Genomic DNA, 25,517 nt, shown 5'->3' with positions numbered 1-25,517 from the left:
CGTTCCTCCGGCCCTTCGGCCCCGGCGTCCCGCCCGCTGGCGGATGCCCGACCACTCTACGCTAGATGGTTGATAATTTTCGCGTTCTTAGCGGTATGTGCAAGGCGCGAATTGAGGCAGACAGCCGCGAGCGGACCGCGGCACGGCCCGCGCGTCCCGGCTCAGGGCAGGATCTTGCCCGGATTCATGATGTCGTCCGGATCCAGCGCCTGCTTGATCGCCCGCATCGCCCCCAATGTGGCGGCGCCATGCTCGGCCTCCATATAGGCGCGCTTGCCCTGCCCGACGCCGTGCTCGCCAGTGGCTGTGCCGCCCATGGCCAGCGAGCGCTTGATCATGCGGGAAATGAAATCCTTCGCCTTGGCGACATCCTGCGGGTCGCTCATGTCCACCAGGGTTACGGTGTGGAAGTTGCCGTCCCCGACATGGCCGACGATCGGCGCCAGCATCCCCATTTCCTCGATGTCGCGCTTTGTCTCGTCAACGCAATCGGCAAGGCGGGAGAGGGGGACGCAGACATCGGTGGCGAGAGCCTTGGCACCCGGCTTCAGGGGCAGACAGGCCCAATAGGCGTCATGCCGCGCCTGCCACAGGCGCGTGCGCTCCTCCGGCCGCGTCGCCCAGCGGAAACCACCCCCGCCATACTCCGCCGCGATCTCGCTAAACCTCTGGCTTTGCTCGTGAACACTTGCCTCCGTGCCGTGGAACTCGACGAACAGGGTGGGCTGCTCGGCAAGATCGAGCTTGGAATAGGCATTGCAGGCCCGGACCTGCACTTCGTCGAGCAGTTCGATGCGAGCGACGGGAAGACCCGTCTGGATGGTGAGGATGACCGCATCGCAGGCGGCGCGGACGCTGGGAAAGGCACAAACCCCGCCGGAGATCGCCTCGGGGAGGCCGGCGAGCCGCAGCGTCAGGCTGGTGATGATGCCGAGCGTGCCTTCGGCGCCGACGAACAGACGCGTGAGATCGTAGCCGGCCGATGACTTCTTCGCCCGCCGCGCGGTGGTGATCACCTCACCATTGGCCAGCACGGCGGTAAGCGCGATGACATTGTCCTTCATCGTGCCATAGCGCACGGCATTGGTGCCGGAAGCGCGGGTGGACGCCATGCCGCCCAGCGAGGCATCGGCGCCGGGATCGATGGGGAAGAACAGGCCGGCATCGCGCAGATGCTCGTTCAGCTGCTTGCGCGTCACTCCCGGCTCGACCACGCAGTCGAGATCTTCCGTGTGCACGGACAGAACCCGGTTCATCCGCGACAGGTCGATGGAGATACCGCCCCGCGGCGCGTTGATCTGCCCTTCCAGCGAGGAGCCGGTGCCGAAGGCGATCACCGGCACACGGTGCTGCGCGCAAGCGCGCACGACCCGCTGCACTTCCTCGGTACTTTCGACGAACACCACCGCATCCGGCGCCTCATTGGCGAGCCACGTGACGGTGTTGGCGTGCTGCTCGCGGATGGCCCGACCGGTGGCGAGCCGCTCGCCGAAATGGGCGGACAGAGCGGCGATCACCTGCTCTACCGCCGCACCACTCGCAGGCGCCGCGGGACGCTCCTCGACACTGGTTTCCATGCCACCCTCCCGACGCTCGTCTCGGCCCCTGCACACGGCCGCAGCCGGCCGCCTCAAGGGCATATACCTTATGCCGCCCCCCCGCGACTCCCGGCCGGGACAAGCTGCCGCGCAAAAAGCACGACGAAACCCCGCCATCGCAAGAATTCGGTCATTCAAACGCCATCACAGCAGGTGACGACTGCATGGAAAGTCGGCACAATGCTTGTCAATAAGGCAGCGCGCTACCTCGCGCTCATAACGGTCGGGATGGTGTCATGCTGGACGGGATCGATTTCGAACCCGTGTTCTTCGCGCCCTTCGTGTCGTCCGTCATGACGGTTGACGCCGGTTGGGCCGATCACAACGGGCATTTACACGCAGCGTTCTACAGCCTGCTTTTCGACCGCGCGGTCGATGAAGCGGTGTTTCTCGTGGGGCTTGGGCCGCACATGGTGGAAAGCCGGCGGGCGTCCTTCGTCACAATGGAGGCGCATCAGCGCTTCCAGCGCGAGCTTCGCGCCGGGCAGGACGTGCGGGCGACGCTCCGCCTCATCAATTACGACGACAAGCGCATGCATCTGTTCCAGGAGTTGCACCATGCCCGCGAGGGCTGGATCGCCGCGACCTATGAGCAGATCGCCCAGCATGTCGAGGCGGGCACACGCCGTGTGGTGCCCTTCCCCGACGAGGTGCTGGAGCGCTTGGCGCTGATGAAGGCGGCCCATGGGGCGCTGCCCATGCCGGAAGGGCTCGGCCGGCCGGTCAACATGCCGATCCGGCTGAGCTGAGCGGCGCGCAGAACCCACACGCCTTTCGGGGGTATCACCCCCGGAAGGCGGGCGTGGTGTTGCGCCCGCGGTCGGCGGTCAATTCCAGCGTCGTCCAGCCCTCGATGGTGCGGCGGCGCTTGAGCCGAAGGCCTTGGGCGCGATAGGCCGCCAACGCCGCATTGGCGTGCGAAGGGAGCAGGCCTGACAGCACCACCGTGCCGCCCGGCGCCAGCAACCGGCTCAGCGGCCGGGCGATCCCCTTGAGCGGCGCCAGCAGAATGTTGGCGAGGATCAGGTCATAAAGGCCGTGGCGGCGAAATTCTCCCGCCCCCAGTCCCGGCGCATGTACAAACTGGATATGCGGCGCGGCCCGGTTCGCCACCGCATTGGCCCGCGCCGTGGTCACCGCCACCTTGTCGATGTCGCTGGCCAGCACGGGGGCGTGGAACAGCCGCGCCGCCGCCATGGCCAGCACCCCGGTGCCGGTGCCGACATCGAGCGTGCGTGCCGGCCGGCGCTGCTTGCCGAAGGAATCGATGGCGGCCAGGCAGCCCTTGGTGGTGCCGTGATGGCCGGTACCGAAGGCGAGCGCCGCCTCGATCTCGATGCCGATCCGGTTGCCCGTCAGCCGCCCGCGATCATGCGAGCCGTGCACGACAAAGCGCCCAATGGCCACGGGGGCGAGACCTTCAAGCGAGGCGGCCACCCAGTCCTTCTTGTCGAGCAGCGAGAAGGTCGCAGCGGCGGCGGCTTCAGGCGAGACAAGCGCGATGAGATCGCGCACCATCTCCTCGTCCGGCGGATCGCCGAAATACACTTCGACCGCCCAGCCCGAGCCCTCGGCGCGGTCTTCCACCTCGAAGGCAGCGGCAGCCACCTCGGTGGGGTCGAAGCTCTCGCCGAGATATTCAGCAATGGCCCGCGCCTCATGCTCGGGCGCGTCCACCCGCATCACGTGCGAGGCGCCATTGGGCGGCAATCCTTCGAGCATGTCGGTCCTCACCTCGCGAGCGCATCCATGGTGCGCGTCTGTAAGCGAGGACGCGCCCGAACGCCAGCGCGCGAGCGCCTCCGCCGCTCACGCGGCGTCGACGAAGCTGTCCACCACCTTCTTTTCGCCGGCCTTGTCGAACTGCACGGTGAGCTTGTTGCCTTCCACCGAGGCGACCTCGCCATAGCCGAACTTCTGGTGGAACACCCGGTCGCCAATGGCGAAGCGGGAGGCCGGGCCGGTCGATTTGGCGATGAGTTCGCCCTCGATCACCCGGCCGCCGCGCGCCTTCTCGCTGGCCGCGAAGCGGGAGGGCCGGTTGTCGCTGAAGCTGCCACCGGAGAAGCCACCGCCGCCGCTATTGCTACGCGCGGCGTTCTGCGCCCGCTGCCAGCCGGGCGTCGAATAGGAGGAGCCGAAGGTCTGCGCCTCGTCGAAGCGACTGGGGCCATAACCATAGCGACCCGACTGGCCGCCGCCCCAGCCCTGCCCGCCGCGCGACTCCGTCACCTCCACGTCCTTCTCCGACAATTCGTCGAGGAAGCGGCTCGGCACCGCCGACTGCCACATGCCGTGAATGCGCCGGTTGGAGGCGAAGAATACCTTGGCGCGGCGCCGCGCGCGGGTGAGCCCGACATAGGCGAGGCGGCGCTCTTCCTCCAGCCCCGCGCGGCCCTGCTCATCCAGCGCGCGCTGGTTGGGGAACACGCCCTCCTCCCATCCGGGAAGAAACACCGTGTCGAATTCCAGGCCCTTGGCCGAATGCAGCGTCATGATGTTGACGGCATCGCCGCCAGCGGCGCCTTCGACATCCATCACGAGCGAAATGTGCTCAAGAAAGCCGATGAGGTTCTCGAACTGCTCCATCGAGCGCACGAGTTCCTTCAGGTTGTCGAGCCTGCCCTGCGCGTCGGCGGAGCGGTCCTTCTGCCACATCTCGGTGTAGCCGGATTCGTCCAGCACGATCTCGGCCAGCTGGTTCTGCGGCAGGTTGGTCATCTGGCCCCGCCAGCGATCGAAGGAAGCGACGAGGTCGCGCAAGGTGAGCCGCACCTTCGGCTTCAGCTCCTCGCTCGCCACCAGTTCGCGGGCGGCCTCGATCAGCGGCATCTGCGCGGCGCGGGCGTGATCGTGGATCTGCCGCAGCGCCGCGTCGCCCAGACCACGCTTCGGCACATTGACGATGCGCTCGAAGGCGAGGTCGTCGGACGGCGAGGCGATGACGCGCAGATAGGCCAGCGCGTCGCGGATTTCCGCCCGCTCATAGAAGCGTGGGCCGCCGATGACACGGTAGTTCAGCCCCAGCGTGACGAAACGCTCTTCAAACTCGCGCATCTGGAACGAGGCCCGCACCAGAATGGCGATCTGGGTCAGTGCATGGCCCTGGCGCTGAAGCTGTTCGATCTCCTCGCCTATGGCGCGGGCTTCTTCCTGGCTGTCCCAGGCGCCGGTCACCGTGACCTTCTCGCCGCTCTCGCCTTCCGAGAACAGCGTCTTGCCAAGCCGCCCGGCATTATGGGCGATGAGGTGGGCCGCCGCGCCGAGGATATGGCCGGTAGAGCGGTAGTTGCGCTCCAGCCGCACCACGGTGGCGCCGGGGAAATCAGCCTCGAAGCGCAGGATGTTGTCCACCTCCGCCCCGCGCCAGCCATAGATCGACTGGTCGTCGTCGCCGACGCAGCAGACATTGCGGGAACCGGCCGCCAGCAGGCGCAGCCAGAGATACTGCGCGACGTTGGTGTCCTGATATTCGTCGACGAGAATGTAGCGAAAGCGGCGGTGATACTCCGCCAGTACGTCCGGATTCTCGCGCAGCAGGCGGATGCTCTCCAGCAGCAGGTCGCCGAAATCGACGGCGTTGAGCGCTTTCAGCCGCGCCTGATAGGCGGCGTAGAAGGCCCCGCCGCGCCCATTGGCGAAAGCAGAGCCCTCGCCCGCCGGCACCTGCTGCGGGCCGAGGCCACGATTCTTCCAGCCGTCGATGATGTTGGCCAGCAGCCGGGCCGGCCAGCGCTTCTCGTCGACGCCTTCGGCCTGCAGCAGCTGCTTCAGCAGCCGTATCTGGTCGTCCGTATCGAGAATTGTGAAGCCGGACTTCAGCCCCACCAGCTCCGAATGCCGGCGCAGCATCCGCACACCGATGGAGTGGAAGGTGCCGAGCCAGGGCATGCCCTCCACCTCCTCCCCGACCATCGCGCCGATGCGCTCCTTCATCTCCCGCGCCGCCTTGTTGGTGAAGGTCACGGCCAGAATCTGCGAAGGCCAGGCAAGGCCGAGCGAGAGGATGTGGGCGATGCGGGTGGTGAGCACCCGTGTCTTGCCGGTGCCGGCGCCGGCGAGCACCAGCACGGGGCCGTCGGTCGCCTCCACCGCCGCCCGCTGCTCGGGGTTCAGGCCGTCGAGATAGACGCCGCGCGCGTGCCCGCCCCCGTCAGGCCGCGCGAGCGCCGCCGCGCGCGCGGCGATGCCGCCGGGCCGCGGGGAGGCCGCCGGCAGGTCGAATGGGAAATCGGAGGGGTCACCGTCCGGGATGTTTCGGGGGTCGGCCAACGGCCTGCTCACAGTCATGATGAATGATTCTTGGCGGAACAAAATGGCACCGGCATGCCCGTTTGGCGAGGGCGGCGCACATTGACGAGGTTTTCAGCTGGCGCGATAGCCCAGCGCGGGCAGTTCGGCACCGATATGGGCCCCCAGCGCCCGCGCCGCCAGCGAAGGACGCGGATCAGCATATTCCAGCGCGATGCCGATGCTGGGAAGCGCCGGCATGCCCTCCGTAACGATATGCAGGTCCGGCGGCACCGCCATGCGGGTAAGCACCGCAATCGCATGGCCGGAGCGGGCGATGGCGATGAGGCCGGCAAGGCTGTTGCTGGCGAACGCCACCCGGTAGCGCCGTCCCACCTGTTCCATCGCCGTGCACGCGGCGCGGTAGTCGAGCGTAAGCGGCGCGGAGAGCGCCAGCGGCAGGGTGGCCTGCGCGAGCACGGCGGGCACGGGATCATGGGCCACCCAGACGAACTCCTCCGGCCGGATCACCTCGCCGCCGGCGGGGTCAGGCACCGAAACGAGCGCAAGCTCGATCTGCCGCCGGTGCAGCAGCGGACGCAGTTCCAGCGTCGGCGCACAGACCATGCGCAGTTCGACATCGGGATAGAGCGCGCAGAAGCCGCGCAGAAGCTCCGGCAGGAAGGCGGCGGAATAGTCCTCCGGGCAGCCGAAGCTGACCGAGCCGCGCAGACCGGTGCCGACCATGTCGGCAAGGACTTCGTCGTGGCGTGCAAGCAGGGCGTCGGCATGCACCAGCAGTTTCTCGCCTGCCGTGGTGAGACGCACGCCGGAGCCGCTGCGGTGCAGCAGCGGCTGACCGAGCGCGCTCTCCAGCCGGTGCATCTGCATGCTGAGCGCCGACTGGGTGCGGCCGATCTGCAGGCAGGCGCCGCTGATCGAGCCGGCGCGCGCCACCACGGTGAAGCTGCGCAGCAGAGCGAGGTCGAGATCGGGAATAGCGGCCATGCCGCCATCAGTTTCATCAATATCGGAATGAAACAATATCAGTTTGCTTGAGAGCGGCACCACCGATAGCTCTTATCCACCGCCATACGGGGATGAGCCATGTCGCTGAATGCCGATCCCGCCTTCTGGGCCGCCGCCAACACGCATCTCACCCGCTACGGGCCCAGCTTCGAATCCATCATTGTCGAGCGGGCGGAGGGCAGCTTCGTCTACGACGCCGACGGGCGCGGCATTCTCGACTTCACGTCCGGCCAAATGAGCGCGGTGTTGGGCCATACCCATCCCGCCATCGTCGCCACCGTCGAGCGGCAGATGGGCCGGGTCGCGCATCTGTTTTCCGGCATGCTGTCCCGGCCCGTGGTGGAGCTTGCCTCCCGCCTCGCCGCGCTGGCGCCGGGATTGGAGCGCGTGCAGTTGCTCTCCACCGGCGCGGAATCGAACGAGGCCGCGCTGCGCATGGCCAAGCTCGTCACCGGCGGGCACGAGGTCGTCGCCTTCGCGCAGAGCTGGCACGGCATGACCGGCGCGGCGGCGGCCGCCACCTACAGCGCCGGGCGGCGGGGTTACGGGCCGGTGACGCCGGGCTCCTTCGTCATTCCCGCGCCCAATTCCTACCGCCCGCGCTTCGCCCATGCCGACGGCACGAATGATTGGCAGACTGAACTCGACGACGCCTTCGCCCTGATCGACCGCCAGTCCACCGGGGCGCTCGCCGCCTTCATCGCCGAGCCGATCCTGTCCAGCGGCGGCATTCTCGAACTGCCGCCCGGCTATCTCCGGGCGCTGAAGCAGAAATGCGAGGAGCGGGGCATGCTGCTGATCCTCGATGAGGCACAGACCGGCATCGCCCGCACCGGCCACATGTTCGCCTTCCAGCGCGACGGCGTGACGCCCGACATCATGACGCTGTCGAAGACGCTCGGCGCCGGCCTGCCGCTTGCCGCCGTCATGACCACGGCCGAGATCGAGCAGAAGGCGCATGAGAAGGGCTATCTGTTCTACACCACCCATGTCTCCGATCCGCTGCCGGCCGCTGTCGGCGTCACCGTGCTCGACGTGGTCGAGCGCGACGGGCTGGTGCAACAGGCGATCGCGCGCGGTCAGCGGCTGAAGGACGGATTGCTCGCATTGCAGCAGCGCCATGACTGCGTCGGCGATGTGCGCGGTCGCGGCCTGCTGCTGGGGCTGGAAATCGTGCTCGACCGCGGCACCAAGGAGCCGGGCTTCGAGCTCGGCGCGCGCGTCATGGAAGAGGCGATGACGCGCGGGCTGAGCATGAACATCGTCAAACTGCCCGGCATGGGCGGCGTGTTCCGCATCGCCCCGGCGCTGACGGTGAGCGAGGCGGAGATCGACCTGGGGCTGGAGATCATCTCCGACTCGATCACAGCCGCCAGAGGCTGAGACGCCTGCCGCGCCGCCCGAACCGCTGCGCAGCGATCCGGGCGGCACGAGGCGCTGGCATCGGCGGACCGGGCATGGTCTGATCGATCAGATTCCGCCCGTGCAGCACCAAGGCCCATCATGTTCGACGCCAAGTTCCAGACCTTCGCCGATTCCGCCGCTCCCGCGCTCGGCACCGCCCGCCTGAAGCTGCTGCGCGAGGAACTGGAACGACGCGGGCTCGACGGCTTCCTTATTCCCCGCGCCGACGCGCACCAGAACGAATATGTCCCGCCCTGCGACGAACGCCTCGCCTGGCTGACCGGCTTCACCGGCTCGGCCGGCGTCGCGCTGGTGTTGCGTGAGGAGGCCGCGATTGTGGTCGATGGCCGCTACACGCTGCAGGCCGCCGCGCAGGTCGACACCGGCTCCTTCACGGTGGTGCCGCTGGCGGAAACCACGCCCGAGCGCTGGCTGGAGACGCACCTGCCGGCCGGCGCTCATTTCGGATACGACCCCTGGCTGACCACCGTGGACAGCGAGCAGAAGCTGCGCCCCGCCACCGCCGCTGCCGGCGGGGTGCTGGTGGCAGTGGACGGCAACCCGGTGGACGCGGTGTGGCGGGACCGTCCGGCGCCCCCGCTCGCCCCCGTGACGCTACGCGATCCGGCGCTGGCCGGCGAAAGCGCCGCCGACAAGATCGCCCGGGTGCAGAAGGCGCTCGGCGAGCAGAAGCTCGATGCCCTGGTCATCTCCGACCCGCATTCCGTCGCCTGGACCTTCAACATTCGCGGCGGCGACGTGAATTTTACGCCGCTGCCGCTGTCTTGGGCGCTGATTCCACGCAGCGGACGACCGACACTGTTCATCGACGCCCGCAAACTCTCCAACGCGGTACGCGATGCCCTCGCGCCCATCGCCGAGATCGCCGAGCCGGTGCTGCTGGAACGTGCCGTAGAGATGGCCGCCGCTGGCGGCGCCACTGTCCGGCTCGATCAGGCAACCGCTCCGGCTCTGCTGGCGGCACGGATCGAGGCCGCCGGCGGCAAGGTCTCTAACGCGGTGAGCCCGGTCGCGCTGATGCAGGCAGCAAAGAATGCCGCCGAGCTTGACGGCATGCGGGCCGCGCACCGGCGCGACGGCGCGGCGCTCGCCCGCTTCCTCGCCTGGTTCGACGCGGAAGCCCCGAAAGGCGGGCTGACCGAGATCGACGCGGTCTGTGCGCTGGAGAGCTTCCGGCGCGAGACGGGCGCGCTCAAGGACATTTCCTTCCCCAGCATTTCCGGCGCTGGGCCGAACGGCGCCATCGTGCATTACCGCGTCAGCGAGGCGACCAACCGGTCCATCCGCCCGGATGAGTTGTTCCTCATCGATTCCGGCGCGCAATATGAGGACGGCACCACCGATGTGACCCGCACCCTCGTCGTCGGCACGGCGAGCGCGGAAATGCGCGACCGCTTCACACGGGTGCTGAAGGGGCACATCGCCATTGCCCGCGCCGTGTTCCCGCTCGGCACCTCGGGCGCGCAGCTCGATAGCTTCGCCCGCCAGCACCTCTGGGCAGCGGGGCTCGATTTCGACCACGGCACCGGCCATGGCGTCGGTGCCTATCTCTCGGTGCATGAAGGGCCGGCCCGCCTTTCAAAGGTCGGCACGGTGCCGCTGGCGCGCGGGATGGTGCTGTCCAACGAGCCCGGCTACTACAAGACCGGCGCCTATGGCATCCGGCTGGAAAATCTCGAGATCGTGGTCGACGGGCCGGTGATCGAGGGGGCGGAGCGCACGCTGCTCGGTTTCGAGACGTTGACGCTGGCCCCGTTCGACCGGCGCGGAATCGAGCCCGCTTTGCTTGCAGCCGACGAGGTCGCCTGGCTCGACGCCTATCATGCCCGGGTGCGGGCACAGATTGGCCCGCTGGTCGACGCTCCGACCCGGCTCTGGCTGGAGGCCGCTACCGCGCCGCTTACCAACTGATGGCGTCGCCTCCGCCCCACCACCGGCCGCAAGCGGCCGAGAAATAGGTAATGGTTCAATGGAACCATCGTCGATGACCGGCATTATCCCCGCGACCGATGTAACGGGACGGCTGGAGACTCGACGATGACCACCATTCTTATCGTTATTCTTATCCTGATCCTTATTGGCGCCCTGCCGAGCTGGGGCTACAGCCGCAATTGGGGCTATGGCCCCAGCGGTCTGGTCACCATCCTGCTGGTGATCCTGATCGTGATGATGCTGACCGGGCGCCTCTGACCGTCGCGCTCCGGAGTGGAAAAGCCGCCGCGTCTCCCCCCGCGGCGGCTTTTTCGTGTCTGCGAAACGAGCGTGGCGGTGGGGTGAACGTTTAGCCGCGTAGCACCGCTGCGGCCTCCGCCGCCGGCACCACCTTCGCGCCGGCAAACTCCAGTGCCGCCATCATCGCCGCCTGCACGGCGGGCGCGGGAACTTCCGTGCCGTCGAAGGCCAGCGGCAGCGTTGCCGTCGCGTCATGCGCGAGTGTCACCTCATAGCCGAGATCGAGCGCTGCCCGGCTCGCCGCGTCCACGCACATATGGCTCATCGCGCCGACGATCACCAAGCGGTTGACCCCCTGCCCGCGCAACAGGCTGTCGAGATCGGTGCGCAGGAAGGCGTTCACCTCTTCCTTCACCACCACCGGCTCGCCCTCTTGCGGCGCCAGACTGGCGTGAATCTCCGCGCCCGGCGTGCCGCGGGTGAAGAACGGCGAGTCCTCGCCCGCCATTTCATGGCGCACATGCACCACGCGCGCGCCCGTCTCACGCGCAATCGCGAGCAGGTCGCCCGCCTTGGCAGCGGCGGCGTCGGTGCCTTCCAGTGGGAAGCGGCCGCCGGGGAAATAATCGTTCTGCAGATCAATGATGAGAAGCGCGGTGTCGGACACGGCGGGCTCCAGTGGTCATGAAGGGAGCGCCAAGGTCGGCCCCGCGCCGCTTCCCTGTCAACTGGCGCCGACCAGCGCCAGCCATTCATCCTCCGAGAGCACCGCCACCCCCAGTTCCCGTGCCTTGGCGAGCTTGGAGCCCGCATCGGCGCCGGCAACGACATAGTCGGTCTTCTTCGATACCGAGCCCGCCACCTTGGCGCCCAGCCGCTCGGCCATGGCCTTGGCTTCGTCGCGGGTCATCTTTTCCAGCGCGCCGGTGAACACCACCGTCTTGCCGCTGACCGCACCGGCGCTGGCCACCGCCTCCATCGGCTGCGGCGTCACTTGGCTCAGCAGCGCCTCGACCGCCGCCTGGTTGTTCGGCTCGCCGAAGAAATCGACCACCGCCTCTGCCACCACCGCGCCGATGCCCTCGATGCCGATGATCTCCTGCCAGGCCTCGTTGCCTTTGGGGTGCGCCTCGCCAGGGGGTATCGCTGCCAGCGCCGTCTCGCGTAGCGCCTCGATGGTCGGAAAATGGCGCAGCAGGCGCTTGGCATTGGTCTCGCCGACATGGCGGATGCCGAGCGCGTAGAGGAAACGGTTGACCGGCACCTGCCGGCGCGAGGCGATGGCGGCAAACAGATTCTTCGCCGAGGTCTCGCCCCAGCCCTCGCGATTTTTCAGGCGGGTGAGCGCGCCGGGCGCGGAGTCGCGCGCCTCCAGCGTGAAGATATCCGCTGGCTGCTTAACCAGCCCGGCCTCATAGAAGGCCTGCACCTGCTTCTCACCCAGCCCTTCGATGTCGAAGGCGTCGCGCGAGACGAAATGGCGGATGCGCTCCACCGCCTGGGCCGGACAGATGAGCCCGCCCGTGCAGCGACGCACCGCCTCGCCCTCCTCGCGCACGGCATGGGAGCCGCAGGCGGGGCACAGCGTGGGGAAGATATAGGCCCTGGCATCGGCGGGACGGCGCTCGGTCTCGACCGCCACCACTTGCGGGATCACGTCGCCGGCGCGCTGGATCACCACCCAGTCGCCCTCGCGAATGTCGACCCCACCGCGGATCGGCTCGCCATTGCCGCCAATGCCCCTGATATAGTCCTCATTGTGCAACGAGGCGTTGGAGACAACGACGCCGCCCACCGTCACCGGCGCGAGCTTGGCCACCGGTGTCAGCGCCCCGGTTCGCCCGACCTGGATTTCGATCCGCTCCAGCCTTGTGACCGCCCGCTGCGCCGGGAATTTATGCGCCAGCGCCCAGCGCGGCGAGCGCGAGACAAAGCCGAGCCGGCCCTGCAGCGCGAGGCTGTCGACCTTGTAGACGACACCATCAATGTCATAGCCGAGCATGGCCCGCTGCTCGCCGATCAGGCGGTAATGCGCCAGCAATTCCGCCGCCGTATGGCAGCGCACGGTGAGCGGGTTGGTCGGCAGCCCCCAGCGCTTGAACGCCTCGATGACGCCGAACTGCGTATCGGCCGGAAGCCCGGCCTCACTCACTTCGCCCCAGGCATAGGCGAAGAAGCGCAGCGGCCGGCTGGCGGTGATCTTCGGGTCGAGCTGACGCAGGCTGCCCGCCGCCGCGTTGCGCGGATTGGCGAAAAGCGGCTTGCCGGCCTCCTGCTGGCGCTCATTTATGGCGGCGAAGGCGTCGTGGCCCATATAGACCTCGCCGCGCACCTCGAACACGGCCGGCACATCCGCGCCATTCAGCCGCTGGGGAATCTCGCCAATGGTGCGGACATTGGCGGTCACGTCCTCGCCCTCGAAGCCGTCGCCGCGCGTCGCCGCCTGCACGAACACGCCATTCTCGTAGCGCAGCGAGCAGGACAGCCCGTCAATCTTCGGCTCGGCGGTGAAGGTCACCTCGGCGTCTGTGGCAAGGCCGAGGAAGCGGCGAACGCGGGCGACGAACTCCTCCACCTCCTGGTCGGCGAAGGCGTTGCCGAGCGAGAGCATCGGCACCGCATGGCGCACCTTGGCGAATTTGGCGGAGGGTGCGGCACCAACCTTCTCCGAAAGGCTGCCCATGCCGCGCAATTCGGGAAACTGCGCCTCGATTGCCTCATAGCGCCGGCGCAGCGCGTCATACGCCGCATCGGAGACGGTTGGTGCGTCGTCTTGGTAATAGCGCCGGTCATGGCCGGCGATCTCCTCGCCCAGCGTTGCGTGCGCGACGGCCGCCTCGTCGGCGGTCATTGCCGCGACATCCTCGGCAGCGGCCACGTTCGCCAGTTCATCGGCCGGCGTGGCGGAAGAAGACGTTGGGGATCGCGACATCACACTCACCGCAGGCTTGGGCGGGGCACCGCCGGGGGCCCTCTCCCTTTCCAGAAATCGCCCGCCGGCTCAAGCCTCGCGATCACGGCGCGGAAGGCACGGGGCTCGGCGGGGTCGGCCCCACCGGATCGAGCCGGAACAGCCGCACCGGCGGCATGGTCACGTCGCGAAAACGCCGCGACACCTCCCCGAGATCCGTTCGTCCATAGACAGCGGCAATCTCATTGAAGGAGCGGTAGGTGGAGAGCACCAGCAGCAGCGGCCCCGGCAGCGCGAGCGGCTCGGACTCATGCATGAAGGCATAACGCTGGCGCTCGTCGAATTGCCGCACGGTCACGCCAGGCAGTTGGCGCTTCAGCATGGCGGTCATTTGGTAATCATTGGCGAGGATCGCCGTCGCGCCGATCTCCCGCCGCCGCGCATCGATGGCGGCGGCGAACTCCGGCCAGCCGCGCGTCATGCGCACAATGGCGTCCTTGTTGCCGGCGAGCGTGGTGGGCACGAACAGCGCGTGAAGGCCCAACGCCAGAATGAGACCGAAGGCCAGAGGCAGCGTGGCCCGCGCCAGGCCCGGCAGGCTTCGCGCAAGCCACCCACTGCCGGCTGGCGCCAGCATGCCGGCCGCCGCGGCGATGGCGACCAGCGGGTAAAGAAAGCCGACCCAGTTGCCTTCGACGCGCGCGCGCAGCGCATGCACCAGGAAATAGGCCAGCGGCACGAACAGCAAAAAGAGCACCAGCGCCCGGCCGGCGCCGGGGCGGAACGTCGCCGCCGCCCGCCCCGGCAGCAGTCCGAAAACGGCGAACAGGAAGATGAGCGGGGTCGCCAGCGCGATCTGCGAGCCGACGAACTCCGGCAGGAAGCCGGGGCGAAACGGTGCCTGCGCCGTCACCCGGCCGCCCTGCTTGGTCAGCGTCGCCCACTCATGCGTGGCGTTCCAGGCGATATTGGGCAGGAACACGAGCAGCGCGAGCGCACCCGCCAGCCATGGCCACGGCGTGAGCAACTGCCGACGGAGCGGCGGCAGCACCAGGACCGCCAGCGCGAAGCCACCCGCCAGCATGATGCCGGAATATTTCGACTGCGCCGCCAGCCCCGTCGCCAGCCCCATGGCGAGCCACAACCACGGGCTGGGTGCGCGCAGCAACCGCGCCGCGCCCCACACCATGGCCGCGCAGAACAGGGCGAGCGGCGCATCCGGCGTCGCCAACGTCAGCCCGAGAAAGCCGAAGATGGTGGCGTTGAACAGAACCGCCGCCAGGGCGCCGGCCCGCTTGTCCTCCAGCAGTTCCTCCGCCGCGCCCCAGACGAACCAGCTCGCCGGCAAAGCGGCCAGCACGCTGAATAGCCGGATGCCGAGCGGCGTGTCGCCCACCAGTTCCTGCCCGGCGCGGATGAACAGCGCGATCATCGGGGGATGATCGACATAGCCGGCGGAAAGCCCCTGCGCCCACAGCGCGTAATAGGCCTCGTCGGGCACGAGCGGCACAAAGGCGGCGAGCAGCAGGCGCCACGCCAGCATGAGGCCGATCAGCACCAACGCGCCCCGCGCCGCGGCCTCCTGCGACAGGGAGGCAACCGGCGACGAGGCGGCGGATGGCGCGGTCACGCCGCGTCCTTCCACACCAGCGCCCGGCTCATCGCGTAGTTCCACACCGCGCCGATGAACGCCCCGGCGATGCCCGCGAGCCACCATTGGTTGGTCTGGTAAAAGGCCCAATCTGCCGCACCGACATTCGCCGCCGCGCCGAGGCCGCAAATGGCATAGAAGGCCAGCAACCCGCGCAGGAAGGCGAAGCCGGTCAGGCGGCGATCGCGATAGGTGAGCAGATTGTTGAGCAGATAGTTGAAGGTCATCGCCGTCATCGTGGCGATGGCCTGCGCCACCAGGAAGCTCAGGGCCAGACCGAGGCCGATGCGCAGCGCCGCGAGATGGACGACGAGCCCCGCCGCGCCCACGGTGGCGAAGGACAGGAAGCGCAGCGAGACAAGGCCACCCGTCGCCTTGGCGACGATCAGGCCGAGGAAATCCATCAACACCTTGTTGTCGAGCTTGCTGTCGCCGCTCTGCCGCACGCCGAAGCTGTAGGTCAGCTCCGTCACCTTCAGCCGCCCCTTGGCGGTGGCGAGAATGTCGAGCAGGATCTTGAAGCCTTGGGTCGACAGTTTCGGCGCCAGTTCCTCCACCGTCTCCCGCCGCAGCATGAAGAAACCGCTCATCGGGTCGGAAGAGGTCACATGCAGCACGCGCTGGGCGAGGAGCGTGGCCAGCCGGCTGCCGCGGCCGCGCCAGGCGCTGAAGCCTTCCGCGTCGCCGCCAGGGGCGTAACGCGTCGCCACGACCACATCGGCACCGGCGCCCATCGCTTCGAACATGCGCGGCAGCAGGCTCTCATCATGCTGGAGATCGGCGTCCATGACGGCGACGACCGGCGCCTGCGCCGCGAGCATGCCCTCGATGCACGCGCCGGCGAGGCCGCGCCGGCCGACGCGGCGGATACAGCGGACGCGCGGGTCGCGCCGGCCGATGCCGCGCAGCGCGTCGGCGGTACCGTCGGGTGAATTGTCGTCGACGAAGATAGCTTCCCAGGCGAGACCGTCGAGCACGCGCGCGAGCCGCGCGACCAGCGGCTCCAGATTGCCGCGCTCGTTGAAGGTGGGAATGACCACCGTCAGATCAGGCGGCACGGCCGGTGCGGCGAGGACGACGGGCGCGGCACTGTCGGTGCCGGCGTGGGTGGGCGCGAGGGACGGCGAGGACGTCATGGGAAGCCGGCGGAGCGAGGGACAGGGGCGTTCGCACGTCGAATAGGACAGGCCGGCGCGGAAGTCGACGCCCTCCGAGGGCGCAGGCATACACCGGCGGGGTATCAATCGGCGACAGCCCCTTTCAGCAGCCTGTCGGCCGCCGCCCGTGCCTCCGACGTCACCTCGGCGCCGGACAGCATGCGGGCGATTTCCTCGCGCCGGTGATCGGGCGCCAGCGGCGCCACCCGCGTCGCCACGCGGTCGAGATCGGCCATGGCTTCCTTGGCGATGCGGAAATGATTGCCGGCGCGCGCGGCCACCTGCGGGGCATGCGTCACCGCCACCACCTGCACGCGGCCCGAAAGCCGGGCGAGGCGCGCGCCGATCGCGTCGGCCACCGCGCCACCGACCCCCGTGTCGATTTCGTCAAACACCAGCGTCGGCGCCGAACCCTTGTCGGCCAGCACCACCTTCAGCGCCAGCAGGAAGCGCGCCAGTTCGCCGCCGGAGGCGACCTTCATCATCGGGCCGGGCCGCGTGCCGGGATTGGTCTGCACCCAGAACTCGATGCGGTCATAGCCGTCGACATGCGCGGCCTCGTCCACCTGGCAATCGGTGAGGAAGCGGGCGCGTTCCAGCTTCAGCGGCGGCAGTTCGGCGTTCACCGCCGCATCCAGCGCCTCGGCCGCCGCGCGGCGCTTGTGCGAGAGATCGCGCGCCGACTGGCGATAGGCCGCTTCCATCGCATCGGCGCGGGCCTCCAGCCCCTTCAGCGTCTCCGCCCCATGGTCGAGCGCGTCGAGTTGGTCGGCAAAGCGGGCGGCCACGGTTGGTAGGTAGTCCACCGTGCAGGCGTATTTTCGGCCGGCCGCGCGCAGGGTGAACAGCCGTTCCTCGATCCGTTCCAGTTCATGCGGGTCGAAATCGGCCTCGCGCAGCGCCGCGTCGAGATGGGAGCGGGCGAGATCCAGCGCGTTCAGCGCCGCGTCGATCGCCTCCACCGCCGGGCGCACCAGCGATTCGACCTCGCCGGCCCGCCGTTCCAGCCGGCGCACGGCGGCGGCGAGGCCGGGTATGGGGGAATTGTTGCCGCCGACGGCGTCCTGCGCATCGGCGAGATCGGTCGCGATCTTCTCGAAACGCATCATCTCGGTACGGCGCGCCGCGAGACGTTCCTCTTCACCCGGCTCGGCGGCAAGGGCGGTCAGTTCCTCCACCGCGTGACGGATGAAATCGGCTTCCTTCGCCGCCTCATCGAGCCGCGCCTTTTCCTGGGCGGCCTCCGTGCGGGCGGCCCGCCAGCCTCTAGCCCGGGCGCTGACCTCCTCAGCGAGCCCGACCAGACCGCCATAGGCGTCGAGCAGCGCGCGGTGCGACGCAGGATCGACCAGTGCACGATCATCGTGCTGGCCGTGAATTTCCACCAGTCGACGGCCGAGCGTGCGCAGCATCTGCGCGCTGACCGACTGATCGTTGACGAAGGCGCGGGTGCGACCATCCGCATGCTGCACCCGCCGCAGCACCAGCGCGCCATCATCGTCGATCCCGGCTTCCGCCAGCAATGCGCGCACAGGGTGATCGGCAGCGAGATCGAATTCGGCGGTCACCTGCCCCTGAGTGGTGCCCTGACGTACCAGCGAGCCGTCGCCCCGGCCGCCAAGCGCAAGGGTGAAGGCGTCGAGCAGAATGGATTTGCCCGCGCCGGTTTCGCCGGTGAGGACTGTGAGGCCGGATTGGAAAGAGAGGTCGAGCCGCTCGATGAGCACGATATCCCTGATCGACAGGGCGATCAGCATGGGTAACGCTCCAGAACGTGGTCTTGCGGGACGAGCATGCGCGGCGTTGGCGCCAGCGGCCGGAAGACGCGCATTGTGTTCTTGCTACGTTCTCACATGTCGCGGCGAAGCGGAAGAGGGTTTCGCCCCTTCCCTAGCCGAGGGTGAAACCCTTGAACGCCTTGGCGATCCACGACTGCTCATTCATCTTCGGATCGACGCCGCGCGACTGCACAAGCTTGAACGCGTCCTTGTACCAGGTGCTGTCTGGGAAATTATACCCCAGCACCGCCGCCGATGTCTGCGCCTCGCTAACAACGCCAAGCGACATATAGGCTTCAGTGAGACGGTACAGCGCCTCCTCGACATGGCGAGTCGTCTGATAGCGCGTTACCACAACCTTGAAGCGGTTGATCGCGCCCGCATAGTTGCGCTGCTCGAGATAATAGCGCCCGATCATCATCTCCTTGCCGGCGAGCTGATCGCGGGCAACTTCGAGCTTCTTCTTGGCGCTGACGGCGTATTCTGTATTCGGATACTTGCGAACCACCTCTTCCAGCGCATCCATGGCGCGCTGCGTGCGCTGCTGGTCGCGAGAGATGTCGGGGATCTGGTCGAAATAGGAGGCGGCGACGAGATACTGCGCATAGGCGGCATCTTCCGAGCCGGGATGCAGCGCGAGATAACGGCGCGCCGCTGCGATGCAATCGTCGTATTCGCCCAGCGTGTAGTTATTATAGGCGATCATGAGCAGCGCCTTGCGCGCCCATTCGGAATAAGGATGCTGGCGATCGACATCCTCGAAGCGGGTGATCGCCTCCTTGTACTCGCCCTTCTGCATGAGGGTCAGGCCCTCATTGTAGCGCTGCTCGGCGGGAACGTCGGGATAGATCGTCTCTTCCTTGTTGGTGTCGAACCAGCTGGCGCAGCCACCCAGCGAGGCACCAACGAGCACCAGCCCGAAAAGGCGCGCGGCCACGAGACCCGACCGCACCACCCGGGGGCGGGAAGCGGGAGCCAAGGGGCCGGGAACAGTCTGGCCGAGACGGAGAAGACGCATCACAAGTTCGATCCCGATCTGGTCGCTGTTTCGTCGCCGAGTGCGTGGACAGGCGCTAAGGTTGCTTTCCGACCGGATTATGGCGCCTTGGGACGCCGAGCGCAAAGAGCCGCAGCAAGCCACCTTTTCATGCCGTCTGTGGCGCGAAGGACGCGCCTGCCCGGAAACACCAGGAAACGCAGCCCGGGCGGAAGCGAGCCAGGTGGAGAAAAACCGGAAGACGGGAGCGAGTGGCACGTCCGGCGCCCGGAGCGTCAGTCGCCCAGGAGGTCGACAGCCTCACAGTTCCGGCGCGTAGGCGGGAACCGCCACCGCGATCAGGCCGGCATTGCTGCTGACGGTGCGGCGGGCCGGGATGCGGGCTTCGACGATCTCATAAGCGGAACGATCGGAGAGCAGCGCGTCAACGACGGCGAAATTGAGCTTGTGGCCGCCGCGATAGGAACGGTAGCGGGCCAGCAGCGGCAGGCCGCCAATGGCGAGATCCCCAATGGCGTCGAGCGCCTTATGCCGGACGAACTCATCGGCGTAGCGCAGACCGGTGGTGTTCATCACACCGTCGTCGCCGAGGCAGATGGTGTTGTCGAGCGAGGCGCCGAGGGCGTAGCCGGCCTGCCACAGACGCTCCACGTCGCTGACGAAGCCGAAGGTGCGCGCGGCGGCGAGTTCCTTGCGGAACACATCCGGCGACATGGTGGCCGCGAAGCGCTGGCGCCCGATGGCGGAGTGGTTGAAATCGATCTCGATTTCGAGCCGAAAGCCCATGTCATAGGGCGAAATCTCACCGAAACCGGTCTCGGTCTCGATGCGGACGGGCTTGAGCACACGCAGATAACGGCGCGCCCGGCCGGTCTCGACAATGCCGGCCGCATCAACGGCCGCCACAAATTCGCTGGCGCTGCCATCAAGGATCGGCACTTCCGGACCGTCGATCTCGACCCGGGCATTGTCGACACCGAGGCCGGCGAAGCAGGCCATCAGGTGTTCGACGGTGGAAACGGCGGGACCTTCCGAATCGCGCAGCACGGTGGCGAGATCGCTGCCGCGCACCGCACCACGGCAGGCGCGCACCGACTGATTCGTATCGTTGCGGAAGAAGACGATGCCGGTGTCGGCTTCGGCGGGGGAAAGATGCATCCGGGCCATCTTGCCGGAATGTACGCCAACGCCGGACAGCGTCACGTCATCGCCGAGGGTGGTCTGCCGTACAGCGTTCATTCGACCCAAAAAGCGGTGGCGGCAGGCGCCCCGCTCTCCCCAATCCCCAAAACCAACACAGTGCGCCGCTACCTAAGGGCTCGGAACCGAATCCGCTGCGGACGCTTATCGTTGGCTGGCAAGATAACGGCGCCGTGAGTCCGCGCCAAATCACGCTTGCTTACCGTCTGTTACCGTTTTTACGCTACCGCACAAATCTGAAAAATCTTTTAATATCAAATAGCTACGCCCGGACCTCGCGATCCGGGCGCTGCAGTGCGTAGGCGTTTTGTAACAGGCGGCACATGGCCGCCTGTGTCGTGTGTCAGCCCTGACGGCGCAGGAAGGCGGGGATGTCGAGATGATCATCCTCGGCCGGGCGCGCCGCGCGCGGATCGGCGGGGCGGGCCACCGGACGCTTGGCGTATTCAGAAGTCTCAGGCCGCATATCGGCGACCTGACGCGGCTCGGGCTGGGCCGGCGCCCGGCGGACCACGGGACGCATGTCCGCCGCCGGCTCCTCGTCTTCCTCCTGGCTGCGGCCGAGGCCGACATGGGCGAGACGCTGCAGCAGCGTCATCCGCTTCTTCTCAGCCTGATGATGGTCCGGGGCCTCGCCGCGCGCGGCGCGGATCTGATTCTGCGCCGGCATGGGAAGCTCGTCGACGCGCGGCATGCGCGGGGACGGACGCTCCGCCTGCGGCGGAATGAACGGCTCGATCGCGTGCTCTTCGTAAGCCGCCTCATTGTACGGCACCGGCTCGGGCTCGGCATAGAGCGCGGGCTTGGGCGCCATCGGGCGGATGGTCACGTCGTCAATGGCGGCCGGCGCCGGCGCATAGGACGGCTGGGCGTAGGACGGCTCGCCATAGGGATGCTCGCTGACCGGAGCCGCAGCAAAGCTCGGCTCGTGGTGCGGGGCGCCGAAATCCTCCGCGTCGAGCGCCGAGGCGACCGAGCGCAGGGCGGCATCGCGGCGAGCTTCCACGGCAGCGCGGCCAGCATTGGAGACGCGGCGGCCGCCGAGGTCCGGCAGATTGTTCAGCGCGTGGGGAATCTGCTCGGGAATCACCGCCGGATCGATACCGGTGGCGACGACCGACACGCGGATCAGCCCTTCCAGCGTCTCGTCGAAGGTGGCGCCCAGAATGATGTTGGCATCGGGGTCGACTTCCTCGCGGATGCGGGTCGCCGCCTCGTCCACCTCGAACAGGGTTAGGTCCTTGCCGCCGGTGATCGAGATCAGCAGGCCGCGCGCGCCGCGCATCGACACTTCGTCGAGCAGCGGGTTGGCGATCGCCGCCTCGGCCGCGTGGCGGGCGCGCTGCTCGCCGGAGGCCTCGCCTGTGCCCATCATCGCCTTGCCCATCTCGCGCATCACGGCGCGGACGTCGGCGAAGTCGAGGTTGATGAGGCCTTCCTTCACCATCAGGTCGGTGATGCAGGCAACGCCGGAATAGAGCACCTGGTCGGCCATCGCGAAGGCGTCGGCAAAGGTGGTGCGCTCATTGGCGACGCGGAACAGGTTCTGGTTCGGGATGACGATGAGCGTATCGACACCCTTCTGCAGCTCGTTGATGCCCATCTCGCCGATGCGCATGCGGCGCTGGCCTTCGAAGTGGAAGGGCTTGGTCACCACGCCGACGGTGAGGATACCGAGCTCGCGGGCCGCACGGGCAATGACCGGGGCGGCGCCGGTGCCGGTGCCGCCGCCCATGCCGGCGGTGATGAACACCATGTGGGCGCCCGCGAGATGATCGCGGATCTCGTCGAGAGCTTCCTCGGCGGCGGCGCGGCCGACTTCCGGCTGGGAACCGGCACCGAGACCTTCGGTGACCGCGACGCCCATCTGCACGATGCGCTCGGCCTTGGAGAGGGTCAGCGCCTGCGCGTCCGTGTTGGCGACCACGAAGTCGACCCCCGTCAGGCCGGCCGTGATCATGTTGTTGACCGCGTTGCCGCCAGCGCCACCAACACCGAAGACGGTGATGCGGGGACGCAGTTCGCGGATATCCGGTACCTGGAGGTTGATGGTCATTTTAGTGTCCCCTAACGCCGGCGGGCACGCGGCCCGTCATGATCCCTGTGGTGCCGGTTCCGCCGGCGCGGATTAAATGGTGCACGTCAGAAGGCCTCCCTCAGCCAGTGACCGACGCGCGAGAAGTAGCCGGAGCCGTCGCCCTGCGAGAGGCGGCGGCGGCGAGCCTCGAAATGCTCGAGTCCCGCGACCTGCGGATAGACCAGAAGCCCGGTAGCCACGGCGAAGGGCGCGCCGCGCGTCGCCTCCGGCAGCTTGGAGATACCGAGCGGACGACCGATTCGCACCTGTGGTCCCAGTATGTTCCCGACTAGCTCTGCAAGGCCAGTGAGTTGAGCGGCACCGCCGGTGAGAACGATGCGCCGACCCGCTCCCGCCGCATGGCCGGAGGCGTGCAGGCGGTCGCGCACGAGTTCCACGATCTCCTCGACGCGCGGACGCACGATGCGCATCAGCCGCGCCTTGGGAATCGCCCGCGGCAGGTCGTGATCGTCGGTGATGCTCGGCACGGTCAGCATTTCGCGCTCGTCGGCACCCATGGCCAGCACGCCGCCATGCAGGCTCTTCAGCCGTTCGGCATCGGCGAGGCGGGTAGACAGGCCGCGCGCCACGTCATTGGTCACGTGCTGGCCGCCGATGGCGATGCCGTCGACATGCACGCAATGGCCGTTCTCGACCACCGCCACCGTCGTGGTGCCGGCGCCGAAGTCGATGAGAGTGACGCCGAGTTCCGCCTCGTCATCGGCGAGGGTCGACAGCGCCGCCGCATAGGGGGCGGCGACCATCGCCTCGACGCCGAGATGGCAGCGCTCGATGCACAGCAGCAGGTTGCGCACGGCGGCCGCCTCGGCGGTGATGACGTGCAGGTCGACGCCGAGCCGGCGCCCCAGCATCCCGCGCGGCTCGCCAATCCCGGCGACACCGTCCAGCGCGTAGCCGACGGGCAAGGCGTGCAGGATGGTGCGCCCCTCGCCGACGGCGAAGGTGGAGGCGGCGTCGAGCACGCGGCGGATATCGCCCTCGGCGACCGCCGGCTCGGGCAGGTCGACCTCGGCGGTGAAGTGCTCGGAAGCGAGGCGCCCACCGGCCATCGAGACAATCACGGAAGCGATCTGCGCCCCGGCGGTGCGCTCGGCCGCGTCCACCGCACGACGGATCGCGTGCTCGGCCCGCTCCATATCGATGACAGTGCCGCCCTTGATGCCATGGGCGCTGGTGTGGCCGATGCCGAGCACGTCGACGGAATGGGTGCGGCGGCGCAGGCTGGACGTGGCGTCGCGCGGCTTCAGCCGGGCGATCATGCACACGATCTTGGAGGTGCCGACTTCCAGTACACCGACCACGCCGGTGCGGCGCGGGGCCAGTGGCCGCATCTTCGGGGCGATCTCGAACGGTGCGCGGGTTCTCATGTGCTGCCCGCCTTCTTCGCCTTGGCCTTGGCCTTCAATTCCGCTTCGCGCGCGGCATAGGCAGTGTCGGAGAGCCGCACCGACACCCGGTCGGGCAGCCGCAGATCGACAATGGTGATGTCGCGCGAGAGCAGCGACTTCTGCTGGTCGAGCAGCGCGAGCTGTTCGAGCGCGTCGTTCAGCCCCTCTTCCGGCAGGCGCACATCGACGCCGTTGCGCAGCTTCAGCGTCCAGCGCCGATCGGCGACGCGGATGGCCGCGCGCACCTGGTCGCGCACGCCGGGAACGAGGCTCAGAGCCTCGACGATCTCGACCACATGTGTCTCGGCCCCGTCGCCGACCACGATCGGCAGGCGGATGTAGCGCGGGTCGTCGGAATAGGGGGCGATGACCGTGCCGTCACGGGCGATGACGTTAATCTTGCCGTCCTTCTGCCAGAGCGCGAAGCCCTCGCGCTCGACGATCTGGATGTCGAGGCGGTCGGGATAGAGCTTCTGCACCGTGGCGCGCTTGATCCAGGCAAGTTCCTCCAGCCGCATGCGCGCGCCCTCGGCGTCGAGGAACAGCAGCGAGGAGGTGGGCTTCACGCCCGCCGTGGCGAGGATATCGCCGGGCGTGACGTGGTTCTGACCGGAGAGATTGATGTTGGCGATGCGGAACCCGGCAAAATTGGCGGCGACATCGCCAAAGTCGCGGGCGGTTTCGATCGCCGCCGGCATATGGCCGCCCCGCTCCATGCCGTAAAGGCCGGTGGCGGCGAACAGCGCGGCCGTAAGCCACACCCCGGCGCCGGTGAAGGCGGCACGTGAGGTGCACAGGCCGACCAGCAGGCGCCGGCCACCGATGATGGTGCGGTCGAGAAGACGGGTGCGCTCGGACACGGGGGCCCGGCGCACCGGCATGCGCGGACGCACGCCTCGGGTCGATTCGCCGGTGGCCGCGCTGGTCCGCTTGCCCGCCGGCGTCTGCCGCGGGGTCAGCGATCGAGCGAAGCGTCCTCCACCATCCATCGTACAAGCTCACCGAACGAATGGCCCGCATGGGCTGCCAATTCGGGCACAAGCGACGTCTCGGTCATTCCGGGCTGCGTATTGACCTCCAGACAGACAAGGCCGGATTCGTCTCCGGTCTGGTCGTCGTAGCGGAAGTCCGTCCTGCTGATGCCCCGACAGCCGAGAGCGCGATGCGCCCTGACCGCTAACATCTGCGCCTTTTGGTAAATATTCGGTAAAATTCGGGCCGGCAGAATGTGGCGTGAACCGCCCGGAGCGTATTTTGCCTCGTAATCATAGAACTTTAGGTCGGACTGGATTTCGATAACGCCGAGCGCCTGGTCGCCCATGACGGCGCAGGTGAGCTCCAGGCCGGGGATATAGCGCTCGGCCACGAGGTCCTCGCCGAATCCCCAATCCGGGCGGTGAAGCTCCTGTGGCGGATGCTCCTGATCCTCCCGCACGATGAACACGCCGACGGAGGAGCCGCCTGTGTTCGGCTTGAGCACATAGGGGCGCGGCAGCACATGCGCCCGCGCCGCTTCCGCCCGCGTCACCATACGGCCCTCGGGCACAGGAATGTCGTGCGCGGCAAGCACGATCTTCGCCTGCCGCTTGTCCATCGCCAGCGCCGAGGCGAGCACCCCGGAATGGGTGTAGGGAATACGCAGGATTTCGAGAATGCCCTGGATGGTGCCGTCCTCGCCGGGGCGCCCATGCAGCACATTCAGCGCCACATCGGGTTTGAGCGCCGTCAGCACCTGCGCAATGTCGCGCCCGACATCGACGCGGGTCACGCGGTAGCCAACGCTTTCCGCGGCCTTCGCGCAGGCTTCGCCGGACCACAGCGACACCTGCCGCTCCGGCGACCAGCCGCCCATCAGGACGGCGACATGCTTGCCCATGATACTC

19 protein-coding genes are annotated in these 25,517 nt (G+C 67.9%); 4 read left to right on the top strand and 15 right to left on the bottom strand.

What is annotated here, in order from left to right:
- Positions 1 to 161 precede the first annotated feature (161 nt).
- Positions 162 to 1,577: an FAD-binding oxidoreductase gene (locus ACO07Z_RS15835; protein ID WP_421699584.1), complete on the bottom strand. Its 1,416-nt coding sequence runs from the start codon at positions 1,575 to 1,577 to the stop codon at positions 162 to 164.
- Positions 1,578 to 1,834: 257 nt separating this feature from the next.
- On the opposite strand from ACO07Z_RS15835, the gene ACO07Z_RS15830 reads away from it, so the two are divergent.
- Positions 1,835 to 2,347, top strand: a complete 513-nt coding sequence (locus ACO07Z_RS15830; RefSeq protein ID WP_421699583.1) for a thioesterase family protein — start codon at positions 1,835 to 1,837, stop codon at positions 2,345 to 2,347.
- A 34-nt stretch (positions 2,348 to 2,381) separates the two neighbouring features.
- On the opposite strand, the gene ACO07Z_RS15825 is transcribed toward ACO07Z_RS15830, so the two are convergent.
- The 3 genes from ACO07Z_RS15825 to ACO07Z_RS15815 all read right to left on the bottom strand — a co-directional run bounded on the left by ACO07Z_RS15825 (position 2,382) and on the right by ACO07Z_RS15815 (position 6,836).
- Positions 2,382 to 3,320: a 50S ribosomal protein L11 methyltransferase gene (locus ACO07Z_RS15825; protein WP_421699582.1), complete on the bottom strand. Its 939-nt coding sequence runs from the start codon at positions 3,318 to 3,320 to the stop codon at positions 2,382 to 2,384.
- An 87-nt stretch (positions 3,321 to 3,407) separates the two neighbouring features.
- Entirely contained in the window at positions 3,408 to 5,870 is a 2,463-nt protein-coding gene (locus tag ACO07Z_RS15820) for an ATP-dependent helicase (RefSeq protein ID WP_421699581.1), read from the bottom strand.
- A 93-nt stretch (positions 5,871 to 5,963) separates the two neighbouring features.
- Entirely contained in the window at positions 5,964 to 6,836 is an 873-nt protein-coding gene (locus tag ACO07Z_RS15815; RefSeq protein WP_421699580.1) for a LysR substrate-binding domain-containing protein, read from the bottom strand.
- Between the two features lie 99 nt (positions 6,837 to 6,935).
- Between ACO07Z_RS15815 and ACO07Z_RS15810 the strand changes: the two genes are divergently transcribed.
- From ACO07Z_RS15810 to ACO07Z_RS15800, 3 genes are all read left to right on the top strand, one after another.
- A complete protein-coding gene (locus ACO07Z_RS15810; RefSeq protein WP_421699579.1) occupies positions 6,936 to 8,240 on the top strand; it encodes an aspartate aminotransferase family protein in 1,305 nt (434 codons plus the stop codon).
- Between the two features lie 120 nt (positions 8,241 to 8,360).
- Positions 8,361 to 10,193, top strand: coding sequence for an aminopeptidase P family protein (locus ACO07Z_RS15805; protein WP_421699578.1), 1,833 nt, complete (start codon positions 8,361 to 8,363; stop codon positions 10,191 to 10,193).
- Between the two features lie 126 nt (positions 10,194 to 10,319).
- Complete coding sequence (locus ACO07Z_RS15800) at positions 10,320 to 10,472, top strand: DUF3309 domain-containing protein (protein ID WP_244450564.1); 153 nt, start codon at positions 10,320 to 10,322, stop codon at positions 10,470 to 10,472.
- 91 nt (positions 10,473 to 10,563) lie between these two features.
- Here ACO07Z_RS15800 and ACO07Z_RS15795 read toward each other — a convergent pair whose 3' ends face one another.
- From ACO07Z_RS15795 to ACO07Z_RS15745, 11 genes are all read right to left on the bottom strand, one after another.
- Positions 10,564 to 11,121, bottom strand: coding sequence for a cysteine hydrolase family protein (locus ACO07Z_RS15795; RefSeq protein WP_421699577.1), 558 nt, complete (start codon positions 11,119 to 11,121; stop codon positions 10,564 to 10,566).
- A 57-nt stretch (positions 11,122 to 11,178) separates the two neighbouring features.
- Positions 11,179 to 13,386, bottom strand: coding sequence for an NAD-dependent DNA ligase LigA (gene ligA, locus ACO07Z_RS15790; protein ID WP_421699576.1), 2,208 nt, complete (start codon positions 13,384 to 13,386; stop codon positions 11,179 to 11,181).
- A gap of 82 nt (positions 13,387 to 13,468) precedes the next feature.
- Positions 13,469 to 14,995: a glycosyltransferase family 39 protein gene (locus ACO07Z_RS15785; protein ID WP_421699575.1), complete on the bottom strand. Its 1,527-nt coding sequence runs from the start codon at positions 14,993 to 14,995 to the stop codon at positions 13,469 to 13,471.
- Complete coding sequence (locus ACO07Z_RS15780; RefSeq protein ID WP_421699574.1) at positions 14,992 to 16,152, bottom strand: glycosyltransferase; 1,161 nt, start codon at positions 16,150 to 16,152, stop codon at positions 14,992 to 14,994. The genes ACO07Z_RS15785 and ACO07Z_RS15780 overlap by 4 nt, the downstream gene beginning before the upstream one ends.
- Positions 16,153 to 16,256: 104 nt before the next feature.
- On the bottom strand, positions 16,257 to 17,930 hold the full coding sequence (gene recN, locus ACO07Z_RS15775; protein WP_421699573.1) for a DNA repair protein RecN: 1,674 nt from the start codon (positions 17,928 to 17,930) through the stop codon (positions 16,257 to 16,259).
- A 133-nt stretch (positions 17,931 to 18,063) separates the two neighbouring features.
- Positions 18,064 to 18,969 carry an outer membrane protein assembly factor BamD gene (locus ACO07Z_RS15770; RefSeq protein WP_421699572.1) on the bottom strand — a complete coding sequence of 302 codons (906 nt, stop codon included), beginning with the start codon at positions 18,967 to 18,969 and terminating at the stop codon, positions 18,064 to 18,066.
- A 279-nt stretch (positions 18,970 to 19,248) separates the two neighbouring features.
- Positions 19,249 to 20,187, bottom strand: coding sequence for a UDP-3-O-acyl-N-acetylglucosamine deacetylase (gene lpxC, locus ACO07Z_RS15765; RefSeq protein ID WP_421699571.1), 939 nt, complete (start codon positions 20,185 to 20,187; stop codon positions 19,249 to 19,251).
- A gap of 304 nt (positions 20,188 to 20,491) precedes the next feature.
- On the bottom strand, positions 20,492 to 22,204 hold the full coding sequence (ftsZ, locus tag ACO07Z_RS15760) for a cell division protein FtsZ (RefSeq protein ID WP_421699570.1): 1,713 nt from the start codon (positions 22,202 to 22,204) through the stop codon (positions 20,492 to 20,494).
- Between the two features lie 86 nt (positions 22,205 to 22,290).
- The gene (gene ftsA / locus ACO07Z_RS15755) at positions 22,291 to 23,613 is read right to left on the bottom strand and encodes a cell division protein FtsA (RefSeq protein ID WP_421699569.1); all 1,323 of its coding nucleotides are present in this window, start codon (positions 23,611 to 23,613) and stop codon (positions 22,291 to 22,293) included.
- Positions 23,610 to 24,494, bottom strand: a complete 885-nt coding sequence (locus ACO07Z_RS15750; protein ID WP_421699568.1) for a cell division protein FtsQ/DivIB — start codon at positions 24,492 to 24,494, stop codon at positions 23,610 to 23,612. Before ACO07Z_RS15750 ends, ftsA begins: the two co-directional genes overlap by 4 nt.
- A 95-nt stretch (positions 24,495 to 24,589) precedes the next feature.
- Entirely contained in the window at positions 24,590 to 25,510 is a 921-nt protein-coding gene (locus ACO07Z_RS15745; protein WP_421699567.1) for a D-alanine--D-alanine ligase, read from the bottom strand.
- Positions 25,511 to 25,517 lie beyond the last annotated feature (7 nt).

The sequence above is a fragment of the Ancylobacter sp. genome (genome assembly GCF_965229075.1).
Classification (GTDB): Bacteria; Pseudomonadota; Alphaproteobacteria; order Rhizobiales; family Xanthobacteraceae; genus Ancylobacter.
This window is presented reverse-complemented; position numbering and strand designations above follow the sequence as displayed.

Coding starts and splice junctions, on each gene's coding strand:
- ACO07Z_RS15835 (WP_421699584.1), bottom strand. CDS start 1,577: ATGGAAACCAGTGTCGAGGAGCGTCCCGCGGCGCCTGCGAGTGGTGCG.
- ACO07Z_RS15830 (WP_421699583.1), top strand. CDS start 1,835: ATGCTGGACGGGATCGATTTCGAACCCGTGTTCTTCGCGCCCTTCGTG.
- ACO07Z_RS15825 (WP_421699582.1), bottom strand. CDS start 3,320: ATGCTCGAAGGATTGCCGCCCAATGGCGCCTCGCACGTGATGCGGGTG.
- ACO07Z_RS15815 (WP_421699580.1), bottom strand. CDS start 6,836: ATGGCCGCTATTCCCGATCTCGACCTCGCTCTGCTGCGCAGCTTCACC.
- ACO07Z_RS15810 (WP_421699579.1), top strand. CDS start 6,936: ATGTCGCTGAATGCCGATCCCGCCTTCTGGGCCGCCGCCAACACGCAT.
- ACO07Z_RS15805 (WP_421699578.1), top strand. CDS start 8,361: ATGTTCGACGCCAAGTTCCAGACCTTCGCCGATTCCGCCGCTCCCGCG.
- ACO07Z_RS15800 (WP_244450564.1), top strand. CDS start 10,320: ATGACCACCATTCTTATCGTTATTCTTATCCTGATCCTTATTGGCGCC.
- ligA (WP_421699576.1), bottom strand. CDS start 13,386: ATGTCGCGATCCCCAACGTCTTCTTCCGCCACGCCGGCCGATGAACTG.
- ACO07Z_RS15780 (WP_421699574.1), bottom strand. CDS start 16,152: ATGACGTCCTCGCCGTCCCTCGCGCCCACCCACGCCGGCACCGACAGT.
- recN (WP_421699573.1), bottom strand. CDS start 17,930: ATGCTGATCGCCCTGTCGATCAGGGATATCGTGCTCATCGAGCGGCTC.
- ACO07Z_RS15770 (WP_421699572.1), bottom strand. CDS start 18,969: ATGCGTCTTCTCCGTCTCGGCCAGACTGTTCCCGGCCCCTTGGCTCCC.
- lpxC (WP_421699571.1), bottom strand. CDS start 20,187: ATGAACGCTGTACGGCAGACCACCCTCGGCGATGACGTGACGCTGTCC.
- ftsZ (WP_421699570.1), bottom strand. CDS start 22,204: ATGACCATCAACCTCCAGGTACCGGATATCCGCGAACTGCGTCCCCGC.
- ftsA (WP_421699569.1), bottom strand. CDS start 23,613: ATGAGAACCCGCGCACCGTTCGAGATCGCCCCGAAGATGCGGCCACTG.
- ACO07Z_RS15745 (WP_421699567.1), bottom strand. CDS start 25,510: ATGGGCAAGCATGTCGCCGTCCTGATGGGCGGCTGGTCGCCGGAGCGG.